Source organism: Cupriavidus sp. SZY C1, from assembly GCF_032190535.1.
In the GTDB taxonomy this organism is placed as follows: Bacteria; Pseudomonadota; Gammaproteobacteria; order Burkholderiales; family Burkholderiaceae; genus Cupriavidus; species Cupriavidus pauculus_C.
This window is the reverse complement of sequence record NZ_JAUANU010000019.1, coordinates 55,398-79,964: the sequence shown is the minus strand read 5'-3', so window position 1 is coordinate 79,964 and position 24,567 is coordinate 55,398. Positions and strand designations below refer to the sequence as shown.

Annotated in this window: 8 protein-coding genes; all 8 read right to left on the bottom strand. The window is 73.1% G+C overall.

Annotated elements, in window-relative coordinates; all coding sequences use genetic code 11:
• Positions 1–6 precede the first annotated feature (6 nt).
• Genes QTN24_RS23290 through QTN24_RS23255 form a run of 8 tightly spaced genes read right to left on the bottom strand, consistent with a single transcriptional unit; the run spans position 7 to position 24,389 of the window.
• The gene (locus QTN24_RS23290; protein WP_313840025.1) at positions 7–777 is read right to left on the bottom strand and encodes an alpha/beta fold hydrolase; all 771 of its coding nucleotides are present in this window, start codon (positions 775–777) and stop codon (positions 7–9) included.
• On the bottom strand, positions 774–1,898 hold the full coding sequence (locus tag QTN24_RS23285) for a Gfo/Idh/MocA family oxidoreductase (RefSeq protein ID WP_313840024.1): 1,125 nt from the start codon (positions 1,896–1,898) through the stop codon (positions 774–776). The genes QTN24_RS23290 and QTN24_RS23285 overlap by 4 nt, the downstream gene beginning before the upstream one ends.
• Positions 1,895–11,269, bottom strand: a complete 9,375-nt coding sequence (locus QTN24_RS23280; protein WP_313840023.1) for an SDR family NAD(P)-dependent oxidoreductase — start codon at positions 11,267–11,269, stop codon at positions 1,895–1,897. Before QTN24_RS23280 ends, QTN24_RS23285 begins: the two co-directional genes overlap by 4 nt.
• Positions 11,266–12,546 carry an MFS transporter gene (locus QTN24_RS23275; protein WP_313840022.1) on the bottom strand — a complete coding sequence of 427 codons (1,281 nt, stop codon included), beginning with the start codon at positions 12,544–12,546 and terminating at the stop codon, positions 11,266–11,268. Before QTN24_RS23275 ends, QTN24_RS23280 begins: the two co-directional genes overlap by 4 nt.
• Entirely contained in the window at positions 12,543–18,827 is a 6,285-nt protein-coding gene (locus tag QTN24_RS23270; RefSeq protein ID WP_409559077.1) for an amino acid adenylation domain-containing protein, read from the bottom strand. Before QTN24_RS23270 ends, QTN24_RS23275 begins: the two co-directional genes overlap by 4 nt.
• A gap of 23 nt (positions 18,828–18,850) precedes the next feature.
• Positions 18,851–20,641, bottom strand: coding sequence for an ABC transporter ATP-binding protein (locus QTN24_RS23265; RefSeq protein WP_313840020.1), 1,791 nt, complete (start codon positions 20,639–20,641; stop codon positions 18,851–18,853).
• Positions 20,638–22,395 (bottom strand): ABC transporter ATP-binding protein, encoded by a 1,758-nt coding sequence (locus QTN24_RS23260; RefSeq protein ID WP_313840019.1) that lies wholly within the window; start codon positions 22,393–22,395, stop codon positions 20,638–20,640. Before QTN24_RS23260 ends, QTN24_RS23265 begins: the two co-directional genes overlap by 4 nt.
• Complete coding sequence (locus tag QTN24_RS23255) at positions 22,392–24,389, bottom strand: TonB-dependent receptor (RefSeq protein ID WP_124684005.1); 1,998 nt, start codon at positions 24,387–24,389, stop codon at positions 22,392–22,394. Before QTN24_RS23255 ends, QTN24_RS23260 begins: the two co-directional genes overlap by 4 nt.
• Positions 24,390–24,567: the final 178 nt, after the last annotated feature.

Here is a 24,567-nt window from a genome sequence, read left to right as displayed (position 1 = left end):
GCTCGTTCAAGGGCAGAACGCCGTTGCGGCAAACGTCTGGCGCAGCAGCGCCAGCAGCGCACTGGGGCGTTGCGGGATGTAGAAATGGCCGCCCGCCAGTGCGGCGTACGCGGGTGCCACGGCCAGCCAGTGGTGCCATGCCTCTACCTCGGCACGGCTGGCTTCGGGATCGTCGGTGCCGTGGATCAGCAGCGTGGCCGTGCGGACGGTATGGCAGGGGGCGCGTTCCCGCGCCACGTGATACCGCTCGGTGGCGGCAAAGTCGGCGCGCAACATTGGCAGAAAGGCGCCCAGCAGCGCCGTGTCATGGCGCAGGGCCGCGTCGCAGCCGCCGATGTCGATCAGGGCATCGACGAACGCGGCGTCGTCCAGATGGGCCAGCCGGCGCCGGCCGTGCAGGTGCGGGGCGTGGCAGCCCGACAGCACCAGACCGGCGGGCTGCACGCCGTCCGCCTCCAGTCGCCGGCAGGTTTCGAACGCCACCTGCGCGCCCATGCTGTGGCCGGCCAGCAGCAGCGGCGCGCCGCACCTGTCGCTTGCGCGGACGATCTCGCGCGCCAGCGCGTCGGCCAACGCCTCGACGGAGGTGGCCGGCGGCTCGCGCATGCGATGGTCGTGGCCCGGATAGACCGCCAGCGAGATCGCGATGCCGGCGTCGTTGAGCGACTGCCATGGGCGAAACGCGCCGGCGCTGGCGCCGGCAAACGGGCACATCACCAGCCACGGCGATGGCGCCGCGCCGCTGGGGCGCAACCACGGCGTCAGCATCGCGCTCATGGCGCATCCCGCTCGGCGGGCGTCCGCAGGACGCAGGGGTCGACGCGTGGCGGCGCGGGCAGCGACACCTCCCGTACCGGGCCGGCCGCCCGCTGGACCTGTTGCCAGAGCCGCGCCAACGCCAGCTGGCGCGCCGGGTGCAGGCTGTCGGGCACCTCGGCGCCATCAATGGCCGCGGCGGCCAGGCGCAGCAGCCGTGCCACGCCCTGCGGCGCCTCGTGGGCCATGGCGGACAGCCATGTGGGGGGCGGCCGGTGCAGCGTGGCCGACACCGGCAACGACAGCCCCGGATCGGCATCGCCATGGCCAAACCAGCCGCCCTGCGCCTGGCGATGGCCCGCCAGTGCCAGCGCTGGCGTCCAGGAGACGGGGCCGTGCGTCGATTCCAGCGACAGGTAGCCCGATGGCCAGCCCAGGCACAGCCTGTGCATCGCCACGCTGTGCATGTCGGGATCGGCCGGGTCCAGGTAGTGCTGCAACTGCAGCAGCACGTCGGTGTCCGGCGTCCGCAGCCACAGGGCCCGAAACGCGGCGTCCGTGCGCTCGCCGCCATCGGCGGCCAGCGTCACGGCAACCGCGTCCGGCATGACATCCGCCGCCTGTGTCAGCAAGTCCAGTCCCGAGTAGAGCAACTGCCGGCTCATCGTGGCCTGGGCCACGCAGGGCGGCACGCCGCCCACGGCATGGCGCACGCGGCGGGCCAGGTTGATCCACGCGCGCCCGGCCGCCGTGTGCGGGTAAAGCGTGTTGACCCAGTAGAGCCGTCCCGCCCGGGCGGCGGCGTCCTGCAGGCGCTGCACTTCGCCCGGATGGAGCGGATGCTCCTGGATGACATGAAGACCGCGTTCGAGCAGCGTCTGGGCCAGCACGGTGCCGTCGCCGCCCATGGCGCCGCCGCGCACGACCACGCACGCCAGATCCAGGTCGCGCGGCAACTGGGCCACGTCCGTGTACAGCGGCACGCCGTGGGCGTGTGCCAGGTGCCGCGCCCGCTGGCTGCCATGCGCGAGCAGTCCCGCCAGCACCAGCGGGCGCGCCGCGACGATTCCTTCCAGGAAGGCGTTCAGGTACACCTCGCCGAAGCGCGCGCCGGCCACGAGAACCCGTATCGCCTGCGTCATGGCCGGCCTCCCGCGTCGCCGTGGGACGCGGCATGCCACGCCCACCACCGGTCGGCCACCGCGCCGGCCGCATCGCCGGCCAGCAATGCCCAGTGCCCGGCATCCAGCGTGGCCTGTTCCACCTGCGGATGTGCCGCGGCGCTCCACGCCCGCCAGCCATCGTCCGCGGGCCGCCAGTGTGGCGGCCGCTGCGCCGCGTCGATGCGCAGGCAGGGAATGGGCAGCGGCGCGGGCAGCGGCGCGCGCGCCAGCAGGTCGAGCAGGTGGGCCACCTGCTCCAGTTGCGCGGCGTCCATGCCGCCCGTCGCCGGCTGCCGTGCCAGGAACCAGCCGGTCTGGGCCGATGGGTCCCAGCCGTCGAATCCTTCGGGCGGCGCCAGCGTCGCCGGGCCGCCTTCGCACAGCAGGCGGATCAGTGCGCCACGGTCGGCGCAGGCGAAATCGGCGCGGCAGACCGGGTCCAGCAGGACCAGTCGCACCGGCTCGCCCGACTCGAACAGGCAACGCGCCGCCTCGGCGGCCAGGAAACACCCGTAGGACCAGCCGAGCAAGCAGTAGGGGCCGTGTGGCCGCACTCGGCGCAGCGTGTCGGCGTGCCGCCGGGCCAGTGCGCCGAGTGTGGCGACGGCCAGCGCGCCGTCGGCCGGCAGGCCATGGACGGCGCAGTCCATCGCGCGTGCCAGCGGCAGGTACGCCGCGACACCGCCGTCGGACGCATGGATCGCAAACACCTCGGCCGGGCGGGTGCCCCGCGCCAGCGGGACAGTACCCGCGCATGCGGGGTCCTGGCAGGGCCGGTCTCCGTCGATGACCGCCGCCTCAAGCGCCGCGCAGAAGGCGGCCAGCTGCGGATGCGCGAAGATCGCCTGCAAGCTGGCCTCGCCCATGCCGAGCTGGTGCAGTTGCGCGATCATCCGCGTGGCGATCAGGCTGTCGCCGCCGGCCCGGAAGAAGTCGGTATCCGCTTCGACCGGCCGGCCCAGCAGGTTCTGCCATACCGCGCCAACCGCCGCGCGCCGCTGCGGATCGCACGCGGGCTGCGCCAGCCCCCCGGCGTCCGGAGCCGTGACCGTGGCCTCGGCGCCAGCCACTTGCGGCAGGCGTTCGCACTGGCGCCAGCACAGCGGGGGGGCATCGGGCCAGCGGGCCTTCAGGTACCGGTCCAGCGCGGCGGCGTCGAGCCGGCCCGTTTCGCCGGCCTGGGCGACGATCAGGTGCTGGCGCCAGTCGTCGCCAGGCGGCCATGTCAGCACCGTGCTGAAGCCGGCGGCGTCAAGCACGCTGCGCCATGTGGGCAGCGCCAGCATCGGCTGGCCATCGTCGGCCCGCGCGTCGTCGAAGCCGGCCAGCGCTTCCATGAAGCCGACGCTGGCCAGTTGCAGGTAGCTGTCGCGCGCGGTGGCTTCGATCAACACCAGGTGGCCGCCCGCCCGCAGCAACCGGCGCAGGCGCGCCAGGCTGCGCGGGATGTCGCAGGCATCATGCAGGGCCTGCGCGACGACGATCACGTCGTATCTGTCGGCCGGGTGCGCGTCGAAGTCGACCGGCCGGTTCAGGTCGAACAGGCCGTACTCCATGGGCGCGCCATGGCCGAAGCGGTCTCGCGCCGCATCGAGGAACCACGGCGAGACGTCCGTGAACCGGTAGAGCGCAGGGCCCCGGGGCAGCCCTTGCAGCGCGGTCAGCACGGCCTCGGTGGTGGCGCCGGTGCCGGCACCCGCCTCCAGCACGCGCAGGCCCGCGTGCGACGCCTGGGCCAACTGCGCGATGACGGCACCGGCCGAGGCGTTGAGCGCGGCCGCCACGGGATTGTCGCGATAGAACGCGCGCGCCACGTCCAGGCCGTCGTCATGGCCGAACATCAGCGCCAGCGCCGACTGGCGGCCCTGGATCAGCGCGTCGTGCTGCGCCACGCAGTCCTCGACGTAGCGGGCGAGCGTGCCAAGCCACGGTGCCGGGGCGCCGGGCAGCGGGTCGGCCCCGGGCGCCGGCAGGGCCGTCGCGCGGTATTGCGCGCCATCCCGGTCCAGGCAGCCGTCCGCATGCAGCCGCGCCAGCCATTGGCACAGCAGTTGGCTGGTGCGCGGCGTGGCCGCCAGCGCGTGCGCCACCTCCGTGGCGCTGTGGCCGTCGCCGGTTCGCGCAAACAGGCCGTGCCGCCGCAGCGTGGCGACGATGCCGTCGCGCGCGCGCCGCTCCAGCCACTGCCAGGCATTGTCGAAAGCGGCCTGCGTGGTGTCGTCCAGTTGCGGCAGGCCGGCCGAGGCCAGCATCGTCGGCGCGGCGCTGGCTGCAACGCCGCATGCCGGCTCGTGCGTGACGATCCATGCTTCCATGCCCTGGCCGTCGGGCGCCGGCCGCAAGGCCGCGTGGCGAACGGCAGGATGCCGCCGCAGCCAGGCTTCCAGCGTCCCGGCATCGACGTCGGCGGGCCAGTGCGGCGGCGCCGCCACGGCCGGATGCGAGTCCAGCCGTGGCGCCGGCAGATCGGGCGCGGCGCGCATGCGGGCCGGCCTGTCGGCGATGGCTTCCAGCGTAGCGCGGAACGCGCCGAACAGCTCGGCCGCCACGCCGGGCGCCAGCACATCGTCCATGCAGTACCAGTGGCAGACCAGTTCCCCGTTCACTTCCATGACCTGATGGTCGATCCATACCTGCGGGGTTTGCGTGAACACATGGACGGGCTCGCCAAGCAGCCGTGTCAGCGCCCGTTCGATCGGCTGGCCGTCCAGCGTCATGCCCAGCATGCTCGTGAACACCACCGGCATGGCGGGGCCCCGGTGCGCGCCGTCGTCGGCGCCATGCTCGCGCGTGTAGAGGCGCAGCACTTCGACGCCGTTGACGCGCGCGTGCGCCAGGCGGTCCCAGAGCGTTGCCTGGACTGCGTGCAGCACCTCGCGCAGCGGCGTGTCGGCCTCGATGTCGAAGTCGACCAGCATGACGGAGGTGAAATCCCCGATCAGGCGGTTGACGTCCGGATGCAACGGCTGCCGGTTGAAGAACGTCAGGTTCAGCGTGAATGCCGGCTGGCGGCACGCGCGGGCCAGCACCTGGGCGAACACGGCCAGGATGCCGGCAGAAGGCGTGATGCCCCACGTACGCCAGAGTGTGCGCAGGCGGGCCCAGCGTGTGGCGTCGAGCGTCATCTGGCGCGTGGTCACATGGGGCGCCGCAGCCGGTGCGGTGGCGGCAAGCGGCAAGGGCGGCGCCGGCGGCAGGTGCTGGACGACGCCGCGCCAGTACCGCCATGCGGTGCGCCATTCGGCGGTGCCGCGCTGGGCCTGTTCGGCCATCACGTAGTCGCGGAATGTGATGGCGGGCGCGGGCCGCGCCGCGCCGGCGTAGGCGGCGGCCAGATCGTCCATCATGACCTTCAGGCTCTGCACGTCGAACTGCAGCAGGTCGAGGTTCATGTGCAGGCGCAGCCGTCCCCCATCCAGGCGCGACGCGCAGACTTCGAACAGCGGCCACCTGTGCGCGGGCGGGACGGCGGCGGCCAGCCGCGCGCGCGTTTCCAGCAGGCGTCGCGCCACATCGTCGGGAGGCAGGCCCCGCAGCGACGCCACCGCGATGCGGTAGCGCGGCACGTCGGGCAGCACGCGCTGCATGCCGTCGTCGCCGATCACCATGCGCAGCATGTCGTGCTGCGCGACCAGCGCGTTCCAGGCGTCCTCGAAACGCGTCAGGTCGAAGCCGCCCGCGTCCGCGTCGGTGGTGGCCAGATCCCATTCGAACAGCACGTGACAGGCCACGCCGCCGTGCGCGATCAGGTGCGTGCGGCCCAGCCAGTAGGCATGCTGGATCGGCGTGAGGGGGAACGGGTCGTGCCGGCCGGCACGGTCGCTGACGATCTGGGCCGGCGCGGTGTCCGCCGCCGTGTGCGCCGCCGGGTGCTGCGCGCCGTCCGCCTGACCGGGCGCCAGCGCCTGCGCCAGCAGGCCGGCCAGACCGCGCAGCGTCATGTCGCGGTAAGCCTGCGCGGCGTCGAGGCGCGCCCCGGTGGCACGCTGGACGGCGCTGTTCAGTTCAAGAAACTGCAGCGAATCCAGCCCGAGCTGAAGCAGGTCCTGCCTGGCGTCCATGCGGGTGGGATCGTCCATGCGCAGCTGCATGGCGATGCGGTGCCGCAGCCAGTCCTCGATGGCCGCCTGGTCGTCCGCCGGCACGCCGCCAAGCCGCAATGGTGCGTCGGCGGGGGAGGACGCCGTCGGCCTGCCGCCGTCATCGGCAACTGCCTGTGCCACGCCGCCGGCCAGCCGCATGGCAAGGTGCAGCGGCGCGCCGCGCGTGACCGCCTGGTCGAGATGCCAGAGCCCCTCGGCAGTGGACAGGCTGCCCATGCCCGCCGCTTCCAGTCGCGCCAGCATGGCCGGGTCCGCCGCGCGTCCCGCGCCGGCCCACGCGCCCCAGGCGATCGACACGACCGCCATGCCGCCCGCCCTGGCGCGCAGGGCCAGCCCGTCCAGATAGCCGCTGGCCAGCGCGTGCGCGCCCTGGCCGGGCGAACCCAGCGTGGCCGCGGCCGACGAGTAGAGCAGCACGTAGCGCGCCCTGGCATCGGCCAGTGCGGCCAGCAGCGCTTCGGCACCCCCCGCCTTGACGTCGACGACATCGGCAAGGCGTTCGGCCGTCAGGTTGGCCAGCGGGGTGTCGTCGAGCTTGCCGGCCGCATGGATCGCCCCGGCCACGCCGCCGTCCGCCGCCAGCAAGGCGATCTGGCGCGCCACCTGCGCCGCGTCGGCCATGTCGCACGGCACCCAGCGCACGTGGCAGCGATGCTCGGTGGCCATCGATGCGCGCCATGTGGCGCCATCGTCGGGTTCGCGTGGGGCCAGGACGGCAATGCGGCGGGCGCCATGCGCGGCCAGCCATGCACAGGCGACGCGGCCCAGCCCGCCGAATCCGCCGGTGACGACCTGCCAGCCCGTGGCGTGCAGCCAGCCCGGGACCGGCGGCGCGGCAAATTGCGTGACCGGTGCCAGCGCTGGGCGATACGCGGCGGCACCGCGCACGGCAATCCAGCGCTCGCCGGCCGCGATGGCGGCGGCGGCAACGGCCACGTCATCGGCATCGGGCTGCGCGGATGGGGTGTCGCCATGCAGGTCGATCGCCGCCAGCTTGCGGGCCGGCTGTTCCGCTGCCGCGACGCGCAGCAGTGCCCAGATGGCCTGATGCGCGGGCCACGGCGGCACGGGGCCGCCGGCATCGTCGATGGCCCAGGCGTTGTGCGTGACAACGGCCAGCGGCCCTTGCGCCGAATCGGCCAGCGCGGCCAGCAGCGGCGCGGCCAGCGCGGGCAGTTCGCTGGCCGGCACGTCGGCTGGCGCAATATGCAGCACCCGCCAGTCCGCCGGCCAGCCGGTGGACCCGCGCGCGTCGGCCCCGCCTTCCGGCGCCGGGGCTGCCGGAACGATCGCATGCCATGTGCGCGCGAACACCGTGTCGGGGGCCGGCATGGCCGCCGTGGCGGCAGCGACCGCGCCGGATCGCGCCAGCAGGACGTGTTCGCTCATCGTCGCATTGGGCATGTCGTCCGACGGCAGCCAGCGCGTCTGCGCAAAGCCGGCGTCCTGGCAGTGCGCCGCCCAGCGCGCCGTGTCCAGGAACAGTTCGCCGCCACGCGCCGCCTCGTCGTGCAGCGGCGCCACGAGAGGGCCGAACACGAAGTCGAACAGCCGCATCGGCTGCGTGATCTCGCGCATCAGCAGGTGGCCGCCCGGCGCCAGCAGGCCGTGCAGCATCGCCAGCGTTTGGCCCACGTGCTGCGTGGCGTGGATGACGTTCGCGGCGACGATCACGTCGAACTGGCCAGCCGCGAATCCCTGGGCGGCGGCATCCCGCTGGAGGTCGAACTCCCGGTAGTCGACGAAATCATGCTGCGCGAACCGCGCCTGGGCGCGCCGCGTAAAGACGGCCGAGACATCGGTGAAGGTGTAGCGCACGCCGGTGTGGCCGGCCAGCGCCTGGAGCAGCAGGGTCGTGGTGCCGCCGGTGCCGGCCCCCACCTCCAGCACGCGCAGCGGCTGGCCCGGTGGCCGGGCCCGCGCCAGGCCGTCGAGCGTGGCGGCGGCGATCTCGTTGAAATAGCGGCCAAAGCTGAAATCCCGGTACAGGACTTCCACGCCGTCCTCCGCGCCCTCGGGGAAGATGACCGCCACCGGGTCGACATCGCCCCGCATCATCGCGCAGAGCTGGCTGCCGCCCCGGGCGATGGTGTCGGCGATGACGTCCAGACCTTCGCAACAGCCGCGCAGCGTCGCCAGCAGCGCCGGCAATTCGCCATGGCGCGCGCCGGCAGCCGTGCGGTAGCGGCCGTCGGCATCGCACTGGTAGACGCCGTCTTCCACGCAGCCGCGCAGCAGGCGCGCCAGCAGTTGCCGGTGGCGGGGCAGCAGCCCGCCGCGTTGCAGTACCTCAAGCATGGTGACGCCCGCGTCGATGGCGTCGCCGACGCACTGCCGCACCATCGTGTCGACGTAGATGCCATGCAGCGCCGCCGCGCACCGGTTCAGCCGGGACAGCCGGTCGAGGTCCAGTGCCGCGGCGCCCGACACCGCCGCGCGCAACCCGGCGGCAAGCGCGGCGTCGGTGGCGGCTTGGGTAGCGGCGTTACCGGCATCACCGGCGGCGGAAGGCGCGGCGGTGGCCGGCCCGGTGCTCATGGCCGAGGCAGCGCCGTCCGGCCAGTAGCGCGCGGTATCGAACGGGTAGAGCGGGGCGGCCACCCGGGGCGCGTCACACGGCAGGCAGCGCTGCCAGGGCAACGCCGCGCCAGCCGCGTAGAGCCGGCACATCGCCTCGCGCAGCGTGGCCGTGCCGGGCTGGTTCCGCCGCGCACTGGCAATCCAGTGTGGCGCGTTGCGCGGGCCGGCGCCACGCGACGCGCCGCCATCGGCCGTCATGGCCGCCTGGCCCATGCCGGTCAGCGGCGCATCGGGACTCAGTTCCAGGCAGATGGCCACATCGTCGTCGAGCGCCCCGGCCAGTGCCTGGCGGTAGTGCACCGGCTCGCGCACATGGCGGCGCCAGTAGTCGGGCTGGTTCAGCGTGGCGGCATCGATGGGACGCGCCAGCAGCGTGGACCACAGGACGATGCCGTTGCCCGGTCCCGCGTGGACGCCCGCCGCGGCCTGGGCAAAGCGGTCGAGCATCGGATCGAGCCGCCGGGAATGGGCCGCGCCCGGCACGGCCAGGCGCGCATGGGCAACAGCGGCCCGCCGCAGCACCAGCGCCACGCGGTCGATGTCGTCGGCGTGGCCGCTCAGGACCACATGACGCGGGCCGTTCCAGGCCGCCACCTCGACGCCGCAGGCATCGGCCAGCGGCAACACGTCGGCGTCGGCGGCAAAGGCGGCCAGCATCGCGCCATCCCGCGCGTGATGCTGCATCAGGCGGCCGCGCGTCACCACCAGCGGCAGCAGGTCCTCAGGCTCGTAGTGGCCCGCCACGATGGCCGCCGCATACTCGCCGACAGAGTGCCCGAGCACGGCATCGGGCCGCAGCCCCAGCGACTGCCAATGCGCCGCCATGGCCAGCTCGAAGGCGACGATCGCGGGCTGGACGTAGGCCATGTCGCGCAGCGCCTCGGGATGCTCGCCGTCCATCACCGCGCGCAGCGGCAGCGCAAGCTGGGCATCGCAGGCGGCGCAGCAGCGGTCAAGCATCTGCGCGAATGCCGCGCTGTACCGCGCCATCGCTACGCTCATGCCCGGCCACTGGGTGCCCTGGCCGCCGAACAGCCAGAGCTGGCGCCCGCGGCCGTGGCCAGCGTGCACTGCCACGTCGGTGCCGCCGTTGGCAAAGACTTCCAGGGCGGGCAGCGCCTCGGCGTCCATCGCCAGCGCCAGCCGGTGGTCAAGGTCGAGCGCGCGGCCGTGCAGGGCCGTGGCCGCCAGCCCGCCGGCGGGCGCACCCGATCGCCACGCCTGTGCGTAGGCGCCAGCCAGCCCGCGCAACGCCGCCGCGCTGGCGGCGCTGAGCAGCAGCACAGGGGCGGCGGCGTCATCCACCGCGCCGGCGCTGGCCGGAGCCGAACTTGAATCCGAATCCGGGGCCGATTGCACGATGACATGGCAGTTGGTCCCCCCCAGGCCGAACGCCGACACGCCGGCGGTGCGTACCGCGCGGGGCCACGGCATGGCGGCGGTGGCTGCGGCCAGCGGCGAATCGTCCGCGTCCAGCGCCGGGATCGGCTGCTCGCAGTGCAGCGTCGGGGGGATGGTGCCGTGATGCACGGCGAGCACGGTCTTGATCAGGCCGGCAATGCCGGCGGCGGTATCCAGGTGCCCGATGTTGCCCTTGACGGCGCCCACCAGGCAGCGCGGTGCGCCGGGGCTGCGGCCGGCCAGCGCCGCGCGCAGCCCTTCGATCTCGATAGGGTCGCCGAGCGGGGTGCCGGTGCCGTGGGCCTCGATCAGGTCCAGATCGTCGGGGCCGATGGCGGCCATCGCCATGGCGTCGCGCACGACGTCTTGTTGCCCGGCCACCGACGGCGCCGTGAATCCCGCCTTGCGGTGGCCGTCGTTGTTGATCGCGCTGCCCCGGACGATGGCCAGTACCCGGTCGCCGTCGGCCATCGCGTCGGCCAGCCGCCGCAGCACCACCACGCCCACGCCGTGGCCGGCGAAGGTGCCTTGCGCGCGGGTGTCGAACGGGCGGCAGCAGCCGTCCGGCGAGAAGATCATGCCCGGCTGGTAGAGGTAGCCCTGCTGTTGGGGGAACGACACCGCCACGCCGCCGGCCAGCGCCATGTCGCATTCGCCGACCCGCAGGCTCTCGCAGGCCACGTGCACCGCCACCAGTGAACTGGAGCAGGCGGTCTGGATCGTCAGCGCCGGCCCGGTCAGCCCCAGCTTGTAGGCGGCCCGCGTGGCAAGGTAGTCCTTGTCGTTGCCCAGCAGCGCCTGCATGCCGCGTACTTGCGAGGGACCGTGTGCGCGGAACGCATCGAGTCCCGGATACGTGCTGAGGCGGCAGGCCGCGAACACGCCGGTGCGCGGCACGGCGTGGCGCGGCGCATGCCCCGCGTGCTCCAGCGCATGCCAGCCGGCCTGCAGGAACAGGCGCTGCTGGGGGTCCAGCGCCTCGGCATCGGCCCGTGCATAGCCGAACAGCGCGGCGTCGAACTGGTCCGCATCGTCAATCGGGGCCGCCACGGGCACGTACAGCGGATCGCCCGCCACGGCGTCCGGCACGCCGGCGGCGCGCAGCGTTGCGCGGTCGAACCTGCGGCTGCAGTCGATGCCGTCGCACAGGTTGCGCCAGAACGCGTCGGCGTCGCGGGCGGCCGGGAACCGGCAGGACAGGCCGATGATGGCGATGGCGTCGTCGGGGGCGGGTGGGGCGGGTGGGGCGGGGTGAGCAAGGCTCATGATCGGGTCTCCAGATCGGCGGGTGCGGCGCGGGACGGGCGCGCGGGGATCGGCCCAGCGGCCAGGGCCAGGGCAGGCGCCTGCAGGCGCGCGCCGAGCCGCAGCACCATCAGCAGGCTGGCCGTGGCCAGTGCCGCCAGCAGGGCCAGCGTGGTGCGGTAGCCGGTGACGCCGGCCAGTTGCAGCGTGCCCAGCGACACGCCGATGGCCACGGCCGCGTCGATGGACTGGAACAGCGCGTAGTCGGCGGCCGGACGCGCGGGGCGGACGTAATCCATCAGCATCCGGTAGACCTGCACGAACGCGGCAGCGGCCGCAAGGCTCGTGGCGCCGATCAGGCGCTGCCAGCCGCCAGCGTCCAGCACGGGCTGCAGCAGGCAGGCCAGCGCCAGTAGCACGGCATGGCTGGACAGGATGGCCAGCAGCGCGGGCACCGGCCGCACGTGCCGCGCGATCCAGCCGCCCGCCACCACGCCGAGCGCGCTGCCGCCGGTGCCGTACACGGCCAGCGCCGCGCCGGCTTCGGCCAGCGACAGGCCCGCGTCCATCAGCAGCGGCGCTTCCAGCGCCATCATTCCGCGCATGGCGGGGTAGGCCACGGCAGCCAGGCACAGCCCCGGCCAGAGCGTTCCCGAGGGGCCGGCGATGGCCGGCCGCGCGGCGTCGCGCGCGGGCGTGGCGGGCAGTGGCCGGCTGAAGCGCCACGGCAACCAGAGCAGCAGCAGCGACACCACGGCCAGCGCCGACATGGCCCATGCCCAGCCGCCGGCCTGCGCCACGGCCAGGAACAGCGGCGGACAGCAAGCCAGTCCGACATAACTGCCGCCCACCTGCGCCATGTTGGCCGCGGGGCGCGTGCTGGCGTCGGTCGTGCCGATGACGATGCCGTCGGCGAAGATGTCGTGCGTGGCCGACAGCAGCGCCAGCCACAGCAGCGCCGCCACGATCAGCCATGGCGCATCGGTCGGCAGCAGCCAGCCCGTGGCCAGCAGCACCAGCGCCATCGCCAGCTGGGTCACCGCCAGGCTGCCCAGGTAGCGATTGCCGCGCGCGGCCAGCGCATGGCGCTCCGCCCACGGGGCCCACATGGCCTTGAACACCCACGGCAGCATGGCAAGCGACAGGTAGCTCAGCGCGGCCAGGCTCCAGCCCTGCTCGCGGAACCATGCGCCCACCCCGCGCGCGATCAGGGCCGTGACCATGCCCTGGTGGATGTAGAAACACCAGAACGGCAGGCAGTGACGCGGCGCGGGCGCCATATGCGCGCGGCCCGTCATGGCGTGTCTCCGTCGCTCCCCGCCCGGCGCGCGCGCTGTGCGTGCCGCAGCCGGCGCCGGGCGTCCGCATCGGGCGATGGCGTGGCGCTGGCCGCGCCCCCGGCCAGATGGGTGCCCAGTGCGCGCGGCGTGGGATACGCGAACAGGTCGGTCACGGCCAGCGCGTGGCCGGCCTGCACCAGCCGCGCGTGTATCTGCACCAGTTGCAGCGAACTGGCGCCGGCATCGAAGAAATTCTCGTCGGGGTCCACGGGCTGGCCCACCACATCCTGGAAGGCCGACTGCACCCGTCTCAGCAGGACCGGCGCCTGGGCATCGTCGGCGGGCGCTGCGGCGGCAGGCGGCGGCCCGGACGCCGGCGGCGCGTCCGGCGCAAGTGGCACGGCGCGCGGCGCCAGCGCGTCCAGCGGCAGCAACCAGGCTGCGCCATGGTCGTCCGGGTCGGCAAGGCGGCGCAGCAGCGCGCAGTACTGGTCGAACATCGCATCGAGGTCGTCCGGCGCAAAGAGCGCCTGCACGGCGTCCCAGTTGAAGCAGAGGTCGCCCTCCGATTCATAGACCTGGTGATCGAGCCAGACCTGTGGCGTCTGCGAGAGACCCCAGACCGGCCGTAGCCACGTGTCGCGATGCAGGAAGCGCCCGTTGTCGAACCCCAGCGCGCTCGTGAACACCACCGGCATCGCCGTGCTGGCGGCGCCGTCGCGGCGCGCCATGTCGCGCATCACGCGGATGGCCGGATAGTCGCGGTGCGTGAGGTCCTGCCACAGCCGTTGCTGCAGGTGCTGTGCAGTGTCGCGCAAGGTGTCGTGCGGCGTCCACGCCAGCAGCAGCAGCGACGTGAAATCGCCCAGTACCCGCTCGACGTGCGGGTGAACCGGCGGTCGGTCGAACAGCGTCAGGTTCAGCGTCAGCGCCGCGCGCGTGCTCCAGGCCGACAGCACCGTGCCGAACGCGGTCAGCAGCAGCGCGGACGGCGTCACGCGCAGCGGTGCGGCACGCGCGCGCAGCCGTTGCCAGTCCGGTGCCGCCAGCCGCCCTGACCGGCGCACGAAGCGGGGCCGGCCAATTTGCGCCGGATCGGCCGCGAGCTTCAGCGCAGGCGGCGCGGGCAGCGTGGCGATGCGATCGCGCCAGTATCGGACGGCAGCCTCGCCGGGCGCGGCGCGCATGGCGCGGCGGCAGGCGCCGTAGTGGGTGTCGATGGCGGGCAGCGTGAGGCCGGGGTCTGCGTACAGGTCCTCCAGCTCGGCCAGCAGGATCTGCATGCTGAGTCCGTCCAGCATCAGGTTGTCCAGGAGCAGGTACAGGCGAGCGGGGCCGTGGCCGTCGATCCTGCCGAGCTGGAGGTCGAAGACCGGCCACCTGCTCGGGTCCAGCACCTGCTGCGACAGGCGCGTGCGCAGGGCCAGGCCGTCGCCATCGTCGAAGCTGGACAGGCGGTGCGTGGGGATGTCGAAACGGGGCACCACCGCCAACACGTGCAGTTGGCCGTCGCGCACCACGGCACGCAGCATGTCGTGCCGGACGACCAGCGTGTTCCAGGCCGTCTGCAGCCGCGCGATGTCGGGCGCGTCGATCTCGAACTCGACAAAGAAATGCGCGCCGACGCCGCCGAGTGCGAAGCCCGGCTGGCGGCCCGCCAGATAAGCCTGCTGGACGTCTGTGAGCGGCAGGGGGCCGGCGGCATCGGGTGCGCAGGAAGGGGCGTCGCCTGCGCCGTCACCGGGGTGGCGCGTGTCGCGCGTCAGGGTGGCGGCGAATCCGGCCAGTGTCGGCGCGGCGAACAGGTCGCCAAGCTCGGCATGGTAGCCGCGCCGTGCCAGTTCGCCGATCAGCCGGGTGGCCAGCAGGCTGTCGCCGCCGGCTTCGAAGAAATGACTGTCGCGGTGCGGGGTGGCAAGACGCAGCGACTGCTGCCACAACGCGGCGAGCACGCACTCGGCATCGCCGCTGGGCGGCTCGCCCGCCACCGGTCCGTCGGCGGCGGCTGGCTCCGGTGCCGCAAGCGCGGCCAGCGCGGCGTGATCGACCTTGCCGTTGGCCGTCAGCGGCAGCGCATCGAGCCAGAGCACACGGTGCGGCACCATGTAGGCGGGCAGCACGTCGATCAGCCGCTCGCGCAGTCCGTCGGCATGGGGACGGTGCGCCATGCTGGGCAGGGGCAACGCGAAGCTTGCCAGTCCACCGAAGCTGTCGGCGTGCGCGCACGGCATGGACATCGCGGCAAAGGTCTCCCGCCATGCCGAAGCCGGCCGGACAGCGCCCTCGCGGAACAACGCCGCGGTCACCAGTCCGACGGCTGGCATGGCCTCCAGCTCCAGTACCTGTAGCCAGCCGCCCGGCGCGCCAAGCCGCGACGCCAGCCGCAGCGTGCCCGACCACGCATCGTCGGGCAGGCGGTGCAGGACATTGTTGAGCAGCACCACATCGGCATGATGCCAATGCTCGGGCGCCTGCGTGAGGGTGGCGAACGCCAAGGGCATGGCATGCGCGGCGCCCGCCAGCCGCTCGCGCTGGCGCGCCACCATGGCGGGCGACGGATCGGACAGCCGGTACGTCACCTGCCCGGGTGTCAGCCGGGCCAGCAGGGCTTCGGCAAACCGGCCGCTGCGGGCGTAGGGCTCCGCTACGCGCAGTGGCCGGCCCAGCCGTTGCGCCAGCCGCGCGATGACGCTGGCGAGTGCGTCGAGCGCCGGCCCGGCCCCGGCGTGCGCCAGTTGCATGGCATCGGGGGCCAGCGTCGGGTGATCGAGCAGCGCCAGCGGCGACTGCCGGCCCGCCAGGATGGCGTCGAGCCATGGATGGTGGTCGGCCGGCAGGGCTGGCGTAGCACCGGGATCGCGGGTCGGCAACGCGGGCCGGTGCGGGGCCGGCAGATATCGGCCGCCGGCATCGCGCTGCAATTGGCCCGCTTCGCACAGCCAGTCCAGCCAGCGTGCCACCACGGGGCCGAATGCGGGCTGCGCGCCGCATGCCGCGATGCAGGCGTCGACGTCGATGCCCACGGCGGCGTTGGCTTGGTGCGTCGCGAAGTCGATGCCGTGCCGCGCCAGGTGGGCGAACAGGAACGCGGCCACCGCGCCGTCGTCGTCAGGGCGGGCGAGTGCCGTGGCCGGCGCCGCGCCCGTGTCGAACAGTGCGGCGATGTCGTCGGGCATGGCCGGATCGGGCGCCACGGTCTGGCCGAGCGTGGCGACATCGGCCACCACGCACGCGACAAGACGGTGGTCGCGCGTGCCGGTGGCCAGGGTGACGGCCTGCCGCACGCCCGGGATCGCCAGCAGCGCCGCGTCGATCTCGCCCAGCTCCACGCGATGGCCGCCCAGCTTGACCTGCCGGTCGCGCCGGCCCAGGAACTCCAGCGTGCCGTCGGGCCAATGGCAGCCCAGGTCGCCGGTCCGGTACCAGCGGGTGCCGTCGGCCTCGACGAACTTTTCCGCGGTACGCGCGGGGTCGTCCAGGTAACCGAGCGCCACGCCCGCGCCGCCGATCCACAGTTCCCCCGGCACCCAGTCCGGGCAGTCGCGTCCGTCGGCACCGACCACGCGGTACATCTGGTTGGCCAGCGGCCGGCCGTACGGGATGGAGCGCCATTGGGCGGGCAGCGGCCCGGCCACCTCGTGGACGTTGGACCAGATCGACGCCTCGGTGGCGCCGCCCATGGCCACCAGCAGCGCGCCGGGGCGCAGGCGCTGGAACCGGCCGGCCAGGTCCAGCCCGATCCAGTCGCCGGACAGCATCGCCAGGCGCAGCGCGGCCGGTGCGCGGCTGCCGGTGCCTTCGGCGTAGGTCAGCAGCATGTCGAACAGCGCCGGCACCGAATTCCACAGCGTGATGCGATGCTGCGCGATGGCATCGCACCAGGCGGCCGGGTCGCGCCGGTGGCGCTCGTCCACCAGCACCAGCGTGCCACCCGCGCCGAGCACGCCGAAGATGTCGTACACGGACAGGTCGAAGTGGAGCGCGGAAAGCCCCAGCACGCGGTCCGCCGGGCCGACGCCGTAGCGGCGGTTCAGGTCCGCGCAGGTATTGGCGGCGCCCGCATGGGAGATCACGACGCCCTTGGGCGTGCCGGTGGACCCGCTGGTGAAGACGATGTAGGCCGGATCGGCCGGATTGCGCGGTTCGGCGGGCGTGTACGGCACGCCGCGCACGACCGCCTGCCATGTCAGCATCTCCGGCGCCCGTCCGGCATCGCTGGCGGCGCCGTCCGTGCCTTCCGTGCCGGTAGCGGTTGCCGTTGCCGTCGCGCACGTGAGCACGAGCCTGGCCCGGGCCTGGCGGCAGATTGCGTCGCGCCGGGCGCGCGGCTGGTCGGCGGCCACGGGCACGTAGACGGCGCCCGCTTGCAGGATGCCGAGCGCGGCCACCACCTGGCCCACGCCCTTTTCCATGCAGATGGCGACGGGGTCGCCCGCGCGCACGCCGCGCGCGTGCAGCGTGCCGGCCAGCCGTCTGGCCAGCAGCGCCAGATCGCCGTAGCGCAGGACATCGGCGCCGTGGATCAGGGCGATGGCATCCGGCTCCTGGTCAGCGCGGGCAAAGACCGCGTCATGCAGGCAGCCTGTGGGCATCGGCGCCGCCGTGTCGTTCACCGTGCGGCGTACCTCGAATTGATACGCGGGCATGGGGTCGGGCAGCGGTCGCTGCCACGCGCTGGCGTCATCGCCGGCCAGTTGGCGCACCAGCCCGACGTAGGCGTCGAACAGCGTGTCGACCAGCCCCGGCGGAAACAGCGCGTCGTTGGCGTCCCACTGCAGCCGTGTCTGGCCGCCGTACTCGTATGCCAGGTGATCGATCCAGACCTGCGGGGTTTGCGAAATGCCCCACGCCGGCTCGCCGAGCAGGCGGTCCGGATCGTGCCCGAACAGCGGGCGGCCAAGGTTGCTCGTGAAGACGATGGGTGCGCCGTGCGGATGCCGGCCAGCCTTGCGCAGTTCGCGCTGCACCTCCACGCCCGACCAGTGCCGATGCTCCCAGGCCTCGGCAAAGGCGGCCTGGTTGGCGCGGGCCATCTGGTCGAACGGCGCGGTGCCGCCGTCCAGGTCGAGCAGCAGGATGTTGGTGAAGTCCGCCACCATGGCATCGACGGCCGGATGCAGCGGCTCGCGGTCGAACAGCGTGAGATTGACCAGCGCGCGCGTCGCGCTGCTCCAGCGTGCCAGCACCGCGGCGAACAGCGTTGCCAGGGCCATGGTCGGCGTGACGCCGTGCGCCGCCGCGTGCGTGCGAAAACGTTGCCAGTCAGCGGCATCGAGCGCCACGTGCCGCCGCGTCATCCGCACTGGCGCGCCGGGGCGCAGCGCGGCGCCGTCGGCCGCCAGCGGCAGGGCAGGCGCCGGCGGCAGCGCGGGCAGCCGCGCCAACCACCATTCGCGTGCGCGCGCCCGGCTTTCCGCATGCACCACGTCGGCGTGATGGAGATAGCTGCGGAAGTCGTAACCATCCACCAGCGGCGGCAGTGTCTGGCCGGCAACCAGCGTGGCCAGTTCCGTGAACAGCTGCGTGAAACTGGCCGCGTCCGCCACCAGCAGATCCAGGTTGACGTGGAGCCGATGGCGGCCCCCCGGCAACAACGTGAGCTGGAAGTCGAGGGTCTGGCCGCGCTCTACCGCCAGCACACGGTGCCCCAGCGCGTCGCGCAGCGCGCAGAGCCGCTGGGTGATGGTGGTGGCATCGGCGTCGCGCAGGTCGTGCACGGTCAGGCTGCGCCACGCCGGCTGCGGCAGCCGGCATTGCAGCCCCTCGCGCAGAAAGCGCACGCCGAGCATCGGATGCCGGGCCAGCAGCGTGCGGATGGCCGCCTCCAGTACCGCCGGCGCCAGGCCGTCGCCATCGAACTCCTGGTACAGGTGGCAACCGACGCCGCCCAGCGGCTGCGATGGGTCCCGTCCGACCAGGTAGGCGTGCTGCACCGGCGTGAGCGCGAAGGGCGCCAGATCGTGCATCGTGGGCAGGGAAGGGGTTTCAGGCAGGCGGGGGTCCGCCCGGGCTGGCGCGTCGCTCAGCAGCGCCCGCCAGCCGGCCAGCGTCGGCCGGCCGTAGAGGTCGCGCAGGCGCACGCTGTGGCCCCGGGCGCGCAGGCGGTTCAGCCAGGCCATCATCCGCATGGAATCCATGCCGAGTTCCAGCAGGCTGTCGTGCGCGCCGATCGCTGTCACGGGCAGGCGCAGGTCCGCGGCAAGCGCCTCAGGCAACCAGTCCGGGCCGCCGGGCGCGGACGGGGCGGTCGGGGAAGTGGGGCCCGTGGGCGGCGTGGGCGGGAGTGCGGGCTGTGTCATGGCTGGCGATGGGAGGGGAACGGTTAAGGCGTGCTGGCGGCGAGTGGCGCGGCCGGTACGGTTTGGCCTTGCCAGAAGCGCGCGTAGCGGCCGTCGGCAGCGAGCAGGGCGTCGTGTGTGCCGGCTTCCACGAGTCGGCCGGCGTCGAGCACCAGGATGCGGTCGGCATGGCGCAGGTGCTGCAGCCGGTGCGTTACCATCACCACGGCCCGGTGGCGTTGGGTGGCCAGGCCGCTGGCGATGGCGGCATCCGTGGCGGCGTCCACGCTGGCGGTGGCCTCGTCCAGCAGCAGGATGGGTACGTCGCGCACCAGCGCGCGGGCCAGAGACAGGCGCTGGCGTTCGCCGCCGGACAGGTCGATGCCCGTGGCGTCGAGGTCGGTGTCGTAGCCGTCCGGCAGGCGTTCGATGAAGTCGTGTGCCTGCGCCAGCCGGGCCGCCCGCTTCACGGCATCGCGCGTGGCATGGGGGTTGCCGAGCCGCAGGTTGTCCAGCACCGTGCCGGGCAGCAGCACGACGTCCTGCGAGACAAGCGCCATGTGCCGGTGCAGCGCGTCGCTGCCCATGGCGCGCAGGTCGACGCCACCGATGCGGATGGCGCCTGCGTCCACGTCCCAGAGGCGGCAAAGCAGATGCAGCAGCGTGCTCTTGCCGGCGCCGCTGGCCCCGACGATGGCCGTCAGCCCATGGGCGGGAATCGCGCACGACAGGCCGTGCAGTCCGGCTACGGGCTTGCCCTTGTCAGCGCGCGCATGACCGCGTTGCTGCGCGCAAGCGTCGTCGTGGGCAAATGCGACGCCGTCCAGCGCGATATCGAAACGCGTGGGCAGGGTTGGCGCTGCCGGTTCGGGCAGGGGGGGCGTATCGCGCAGCGTCTCGACGCGCGCGAGCGCCCTCTGGCCGAAGCGCAGCATCACGGCGGCCACGCCCAGATCCTGGAGCAGCCGGTACAACGGCAGGGCGATGACCACGAACAACACCCATGTGGCCGCTGGCAGCGCCCCCTGGGTCACGCGCCAGGCGGCCAGTACGGCCACCAGCACGAAGCTGCCCTCGGCGGCGGCGCCAAGCGCGGCCACCCAGGCCGCGGGGCGTCGTTCCAGTGCGAGCATGTGGCGCAGATGGACCGCCATGGTGCCCTCCAGGCGCCGCCAGCCGCTGCCCAGCCGGCCGTGGTAGCGATGCACGCGCAATGTCGACAGGTAGCCGTGCAGTTCGGCCTGCATTGCGCTGGCGCTGTGCAGCGCGCGGCTGCCGGCCCGCACGGCGGCGCGCTGGCCCTGCGCAAGCGCCAGGCCAGCAAGCGGCAGCGTGGCGGCGACGGCAAGGGCCAGTGTGCCGTCCACCCAGGCCAGACCGGCCAGCAGGCACAGCAGCGTTGCCAGCGTGCTTGCGAACAGGCCAAGGCAATGGGCCCACAAGTGCTCGATCAGTTCGAGGTCGCCGGTCAGCCGCGCCGCAAGGTCGCCATCGCGCGCGGTGCGGAACCACCCCAGCGGCAGCCGGAGCAGATGGTCGGCCAGCAGCAGCCGGGCGGCGGCCATCGTGGCGTAGGTACCGGCAAACAGCCGCTGTGTGGCCAGGGCGCCCACGGCCATGCGCAGGACGAGCAGCATGGCCATTGCGGCGCCCGTTGCCAGCATCATCGGGCCGTCTGCGCGGCCGGCAACGGCCGATTGCAGCAACAGGCCGGCAAGCAGGCAAGGTGCGGCGGCCAGCATGCCTTCGAGCGCGGCCAGGCGCAGGCCGCTGGCCAGACGGGGGTCGCGCACGGGGGCCAGCCATTGGCCGGCGCGCAGCAGCGGGCCGATCATGGCGCGGGGGCCGGGGCGTGCGCGGCCGTGTAGTGGTTCCAGAGCGTGCGGTAGTGCGCGCAGCGGCCCAGCAGTTCGGCATGGCGGCCGCGGTCGACCAGCCGTCCGGCATCGAGCACGAGGATCAGGTCGGCGTGGACGATCGTGTGCAGACGGTGCGCCACGGCCAGGACGGTGCGGCCGCGGCACGCGTGCGCCAGCGCGCGACCGATCAGCGCCTCGCTGCAGGGATCGGCGTGGGAGGTGGCTTCGTCGAGGATCAGGACCGGGGCGTCCTTGAGCAATGCCCGCGCCAGCGAGAGCCGCTGGCGTTCGCCGCCGGACAGGCGCGCGCCGCGTTCGCCCACCGGCGTCTGGTAGCGCTGCGGCAGCGCCATGATGAAGTCGTGCGCCTGTGCGGCGCGCGTGGCGGCCTGCACCTCGCTGATCGTGGCCCCCGGGCGTGCCAGCAGCAGGTTGTCCAGGACGGTGCCGTGCAGCAGCTGCACTTCCTGGCCGACGATGGCAAACCGTTGCAGCAGCGCGTCCAGCGGCCAGTCGCGGACGTCGTGCCCGCCCAGCAGCACCCGGCCGGCATCGGGATCGAACTCGCGCGCGGCAAGCCGGACCAGCGTCGTCTTGCCCGCGCCGCTGGCACCCACGATCGCCGTGAGTTTCCCGGCCGGCAGTACGACATCGATATCCCGTACCGCCTGTCGCGTGCCGAACGCATGGCTGACGTGCCGGAACGCGATGTCCAGCGGCGCGGTGGGCAGGGCGCCGCCGGCTGTCTCCGGTGGCGGTTCCGGCAGCACCGGCTCGGCCAGCACGGCGTTGATGCGCGCCAGTGCGTCGCGGCGCTGCCGCTGTTCGCCGACGATATGGGTCAGCCGCAGCAGCGGCAGCAGCACCGCCGGTGCCACGAGCAGGCACAGCACGTACGTGGCGGCATCGAGCGACCCCTGCCGGTAGCGCCATGCGCCGGCCACGGCCACGGCCGGCAGTCCCGCGGACAGCGTCGCGCCGAACGCCGCCCACGCCCAGCCGCTGCGCCGCGCGATGGCGCCCACCCACGCGGCGGCCGTTTCCACCGTGGCGCGCAGCGTGCCGAACGTCCGGGCGGACAGGCCGAAGCTGCGTACGACATGGATGCCGCGGATGAACTGCGCCGTCTGCGCCGCGATGCGCTGCTGCATGCCCGACCATTGCCGCAGCCGCTCGTCCGATCCGCGCAGCAACGCGGCCTGCGCCAGCAGGGCGAACGGCAGCGGCGCCAGCGCGGCCAGCGCCAGTGGCCAGTCCGCCAGGCATAGCCAGACGAAGGCGGTGACGGGCAGCACGACGGCCGCCGTCGCATCGGGCAGCAGGTGGGCCACGAAGCTTTCCAGCGCGGCGACGTCGTCGGCAATCACCCGGCGCAGCCGGCCTGGGGGGCGGCGGTCCACCACCGTCAGCGGCACCTGCGCGAGATGGCGTGTCAGCCGCAGCCGTAACGTGTGCGACGCCCGCAGCGCGCCGGTGTGCGCCGCCGCGTGGCTGAACGCCATCAGCGCCCAGCGCAGCATCACGGCAGCCAGGGCCGATGCCAGCAGCGGCCGCAGCGCGGCGTCGCCGTAGGGCCCGTCCAGCAGGTGCGCCGCGATGACGGACAGGCACCAGAGCGGCACCAGGCATAGCGTGGCCGAGACTGCCGCGGCCGCCATGGCGCCCGCGAGCGGCCATGGCGCCATGCGCGCGATATCGGCAAAGCCGACCGGCGGGGACGCGGCGCTCACAGCATGTCCCAGCGCATGTCCAGCCCGACGATGCGGCCCGGGCCCACGGACGCCAGCGCGCCCCCCATCGACGGCCCCGCCTGGAATGCCTGCGTACGGTACACGCGGTCGAAGAGGTTCAGCGCATAGGCGCCCAGCTCCAGGCGCTTGTGGGGCCGCCATGCCAGGCGCAGGTCCACCAGCGCGTAGGTGGGCTGGCGCAGCGTGTTGGCGGCGTCGAAGTATTGCGGTCCGTTCAGCCGCACGGCGATGCCGGGCAGCACGCGGCCAATGCGCGTGGCGATGTCGCCGGCGACGTCCAGGGTCAGGCCGTAGCGCGGCACGTAGGGGACGAGGTTGCCGCTCAGGTCGGTGCCCGCCTGCGGGTTGCCGTAGGCGGTGAACGTGGCGCGGTTCAGGTAGCCGGCCAGGCCGACTTTCCATTGCGGGCTGACCTGCGCGCGGACATCGAACTCCGCGCCGTAGGCGTTGCTGCGCCCGGCGTTGCGGATGGTCTGCATGCCGACCGGGCCGGCATAGAGCTGCATGTCGCGCGTGACGGTGTCGAACAGCGCGCCACTGGCGGCCAGTCGTCCCGCGTGGTAGCGCGTGCCCAGCTCGTAGCTGACCGACCGCTCGGCCTCGAAGGGCTGCGTGTCGGCGGTGCCGGCTGGTGCCAGGTTGAAGCCGCCGGGCTTGTAGCCCTGCGCGATGCGGGCGTAGACGCGCCAGGCAGGGGCCAGCTGGTACCCGGCCGACAATTCGCCGAGCGCGCTGGTCTGGCTGGTCCGGTTGCCGCGCGCGGCGGTGGCGGACGGCGACTGCCCGACCTGGGTGCGCGCGCTGTCGTGCGACAGGCGCAGGCCGGCGCCAAGATCGATCGTGGGCGTGACGTGCCAGGTGCCGTTGGCATAGGCGGCCAGTGCCTCCTGGCGGTTGTCGGAGACCGTGGCCGCCGGCATCACGTCGATCGCGCTCGTGCGCGACTGGCGCATGTTGTGGCGGTACAGGCCCGCAACGCCGTCCCAGGCACGCTTGCTGCCCTGGGTGGTCAGGCGGATCTCCTGCACGTCCTGGCGCCAGCGTTCGGGCTGGTTCACGATCATCGGCCCGTAGGCGAACATCCGCGAGAAATGAACGTTCTGCCAGGCCGCGATGGCCGACAACGCCCAGCCAGCACCCCGGTACGTGGCGCCGATCGACTCGCTGTTGCCGCAGCGCCGCAGCTTGGGATCAGGCGTGCCCGGCGCGGCCACGATGGTGCGTGCACCCGTGGCGTCGAATGGCACGTAGACGTCCTGCCAGCCGCTCGTGCATTCGCCCGACAGGGCGAGATTGACTTCCCACGGCGAACCTTCGGGCGCCAGGCGCAGGCGTGCGGCGCCGGCGTCGCTGCGGCTGCCGCCAAGGTTGTCGCTGCCGGTGGACGGGCTGCGTAGCTGGCCGGGCTGGTTCTGCGTCAGCGCGGTCAGGCTGCCGTACAGGCCGCTGGCGATGGCGCCGCTGGCCGATACCTTGCCGTTGTATCCGCCGTAGCTGGAAATGCCGCCGCTCGCGTAGGCGGTGGCCACCGGCCCCGGCCGATGGCTGGTGATGCCCAGCACGCCCCCCTGCGCGCTACGGCCGTAGACGGTTCCCTGCGGGCCCTTGAGCAGCTCGGCCTGTTCGATGTCGGTGAGCGCCTGGTACGTGAACACCGGCATCTGCGGGACGCCATCCACGTACACGGTGACCGCAGGGTTGTAGAGGTCCTGCGCCGACGTCACGCCGCGCAGCGTGACGATGGGGTAGAGCAGGCTGCCGCCCTGCGACGTATAGAGGCCGGGCAGGACCCGGTCGAGGTCGGCCGTATCGCGGACTTGATGCGAATCAAGTTCGGTGGCGCTCACGATCGCGGCGCCCCCGTTCAGCGCGTCGAGCGACGTCGGCTGCTTGGCCGCGCTCACGACCACGGGCGGCAACGCGGTGTGCGGTGTGCCGGCCGCAAAGACGGCGCCGGCAGCCACGTGATGCATCAACAGGGCGGACCCAATACGCCCCAGCCTTCTGACAGGCGATGTTTCTGGTTTTTGTGCTTTCATTGCTTTCTGGCTTGCTATGACGAGCCTTCACCATACGGCTGGGTCTTGTGCGGACAGAGCACCATCTGGCAAGATGCAGCACGAATTGGTTAATGAGAAGCACTCTCATCCA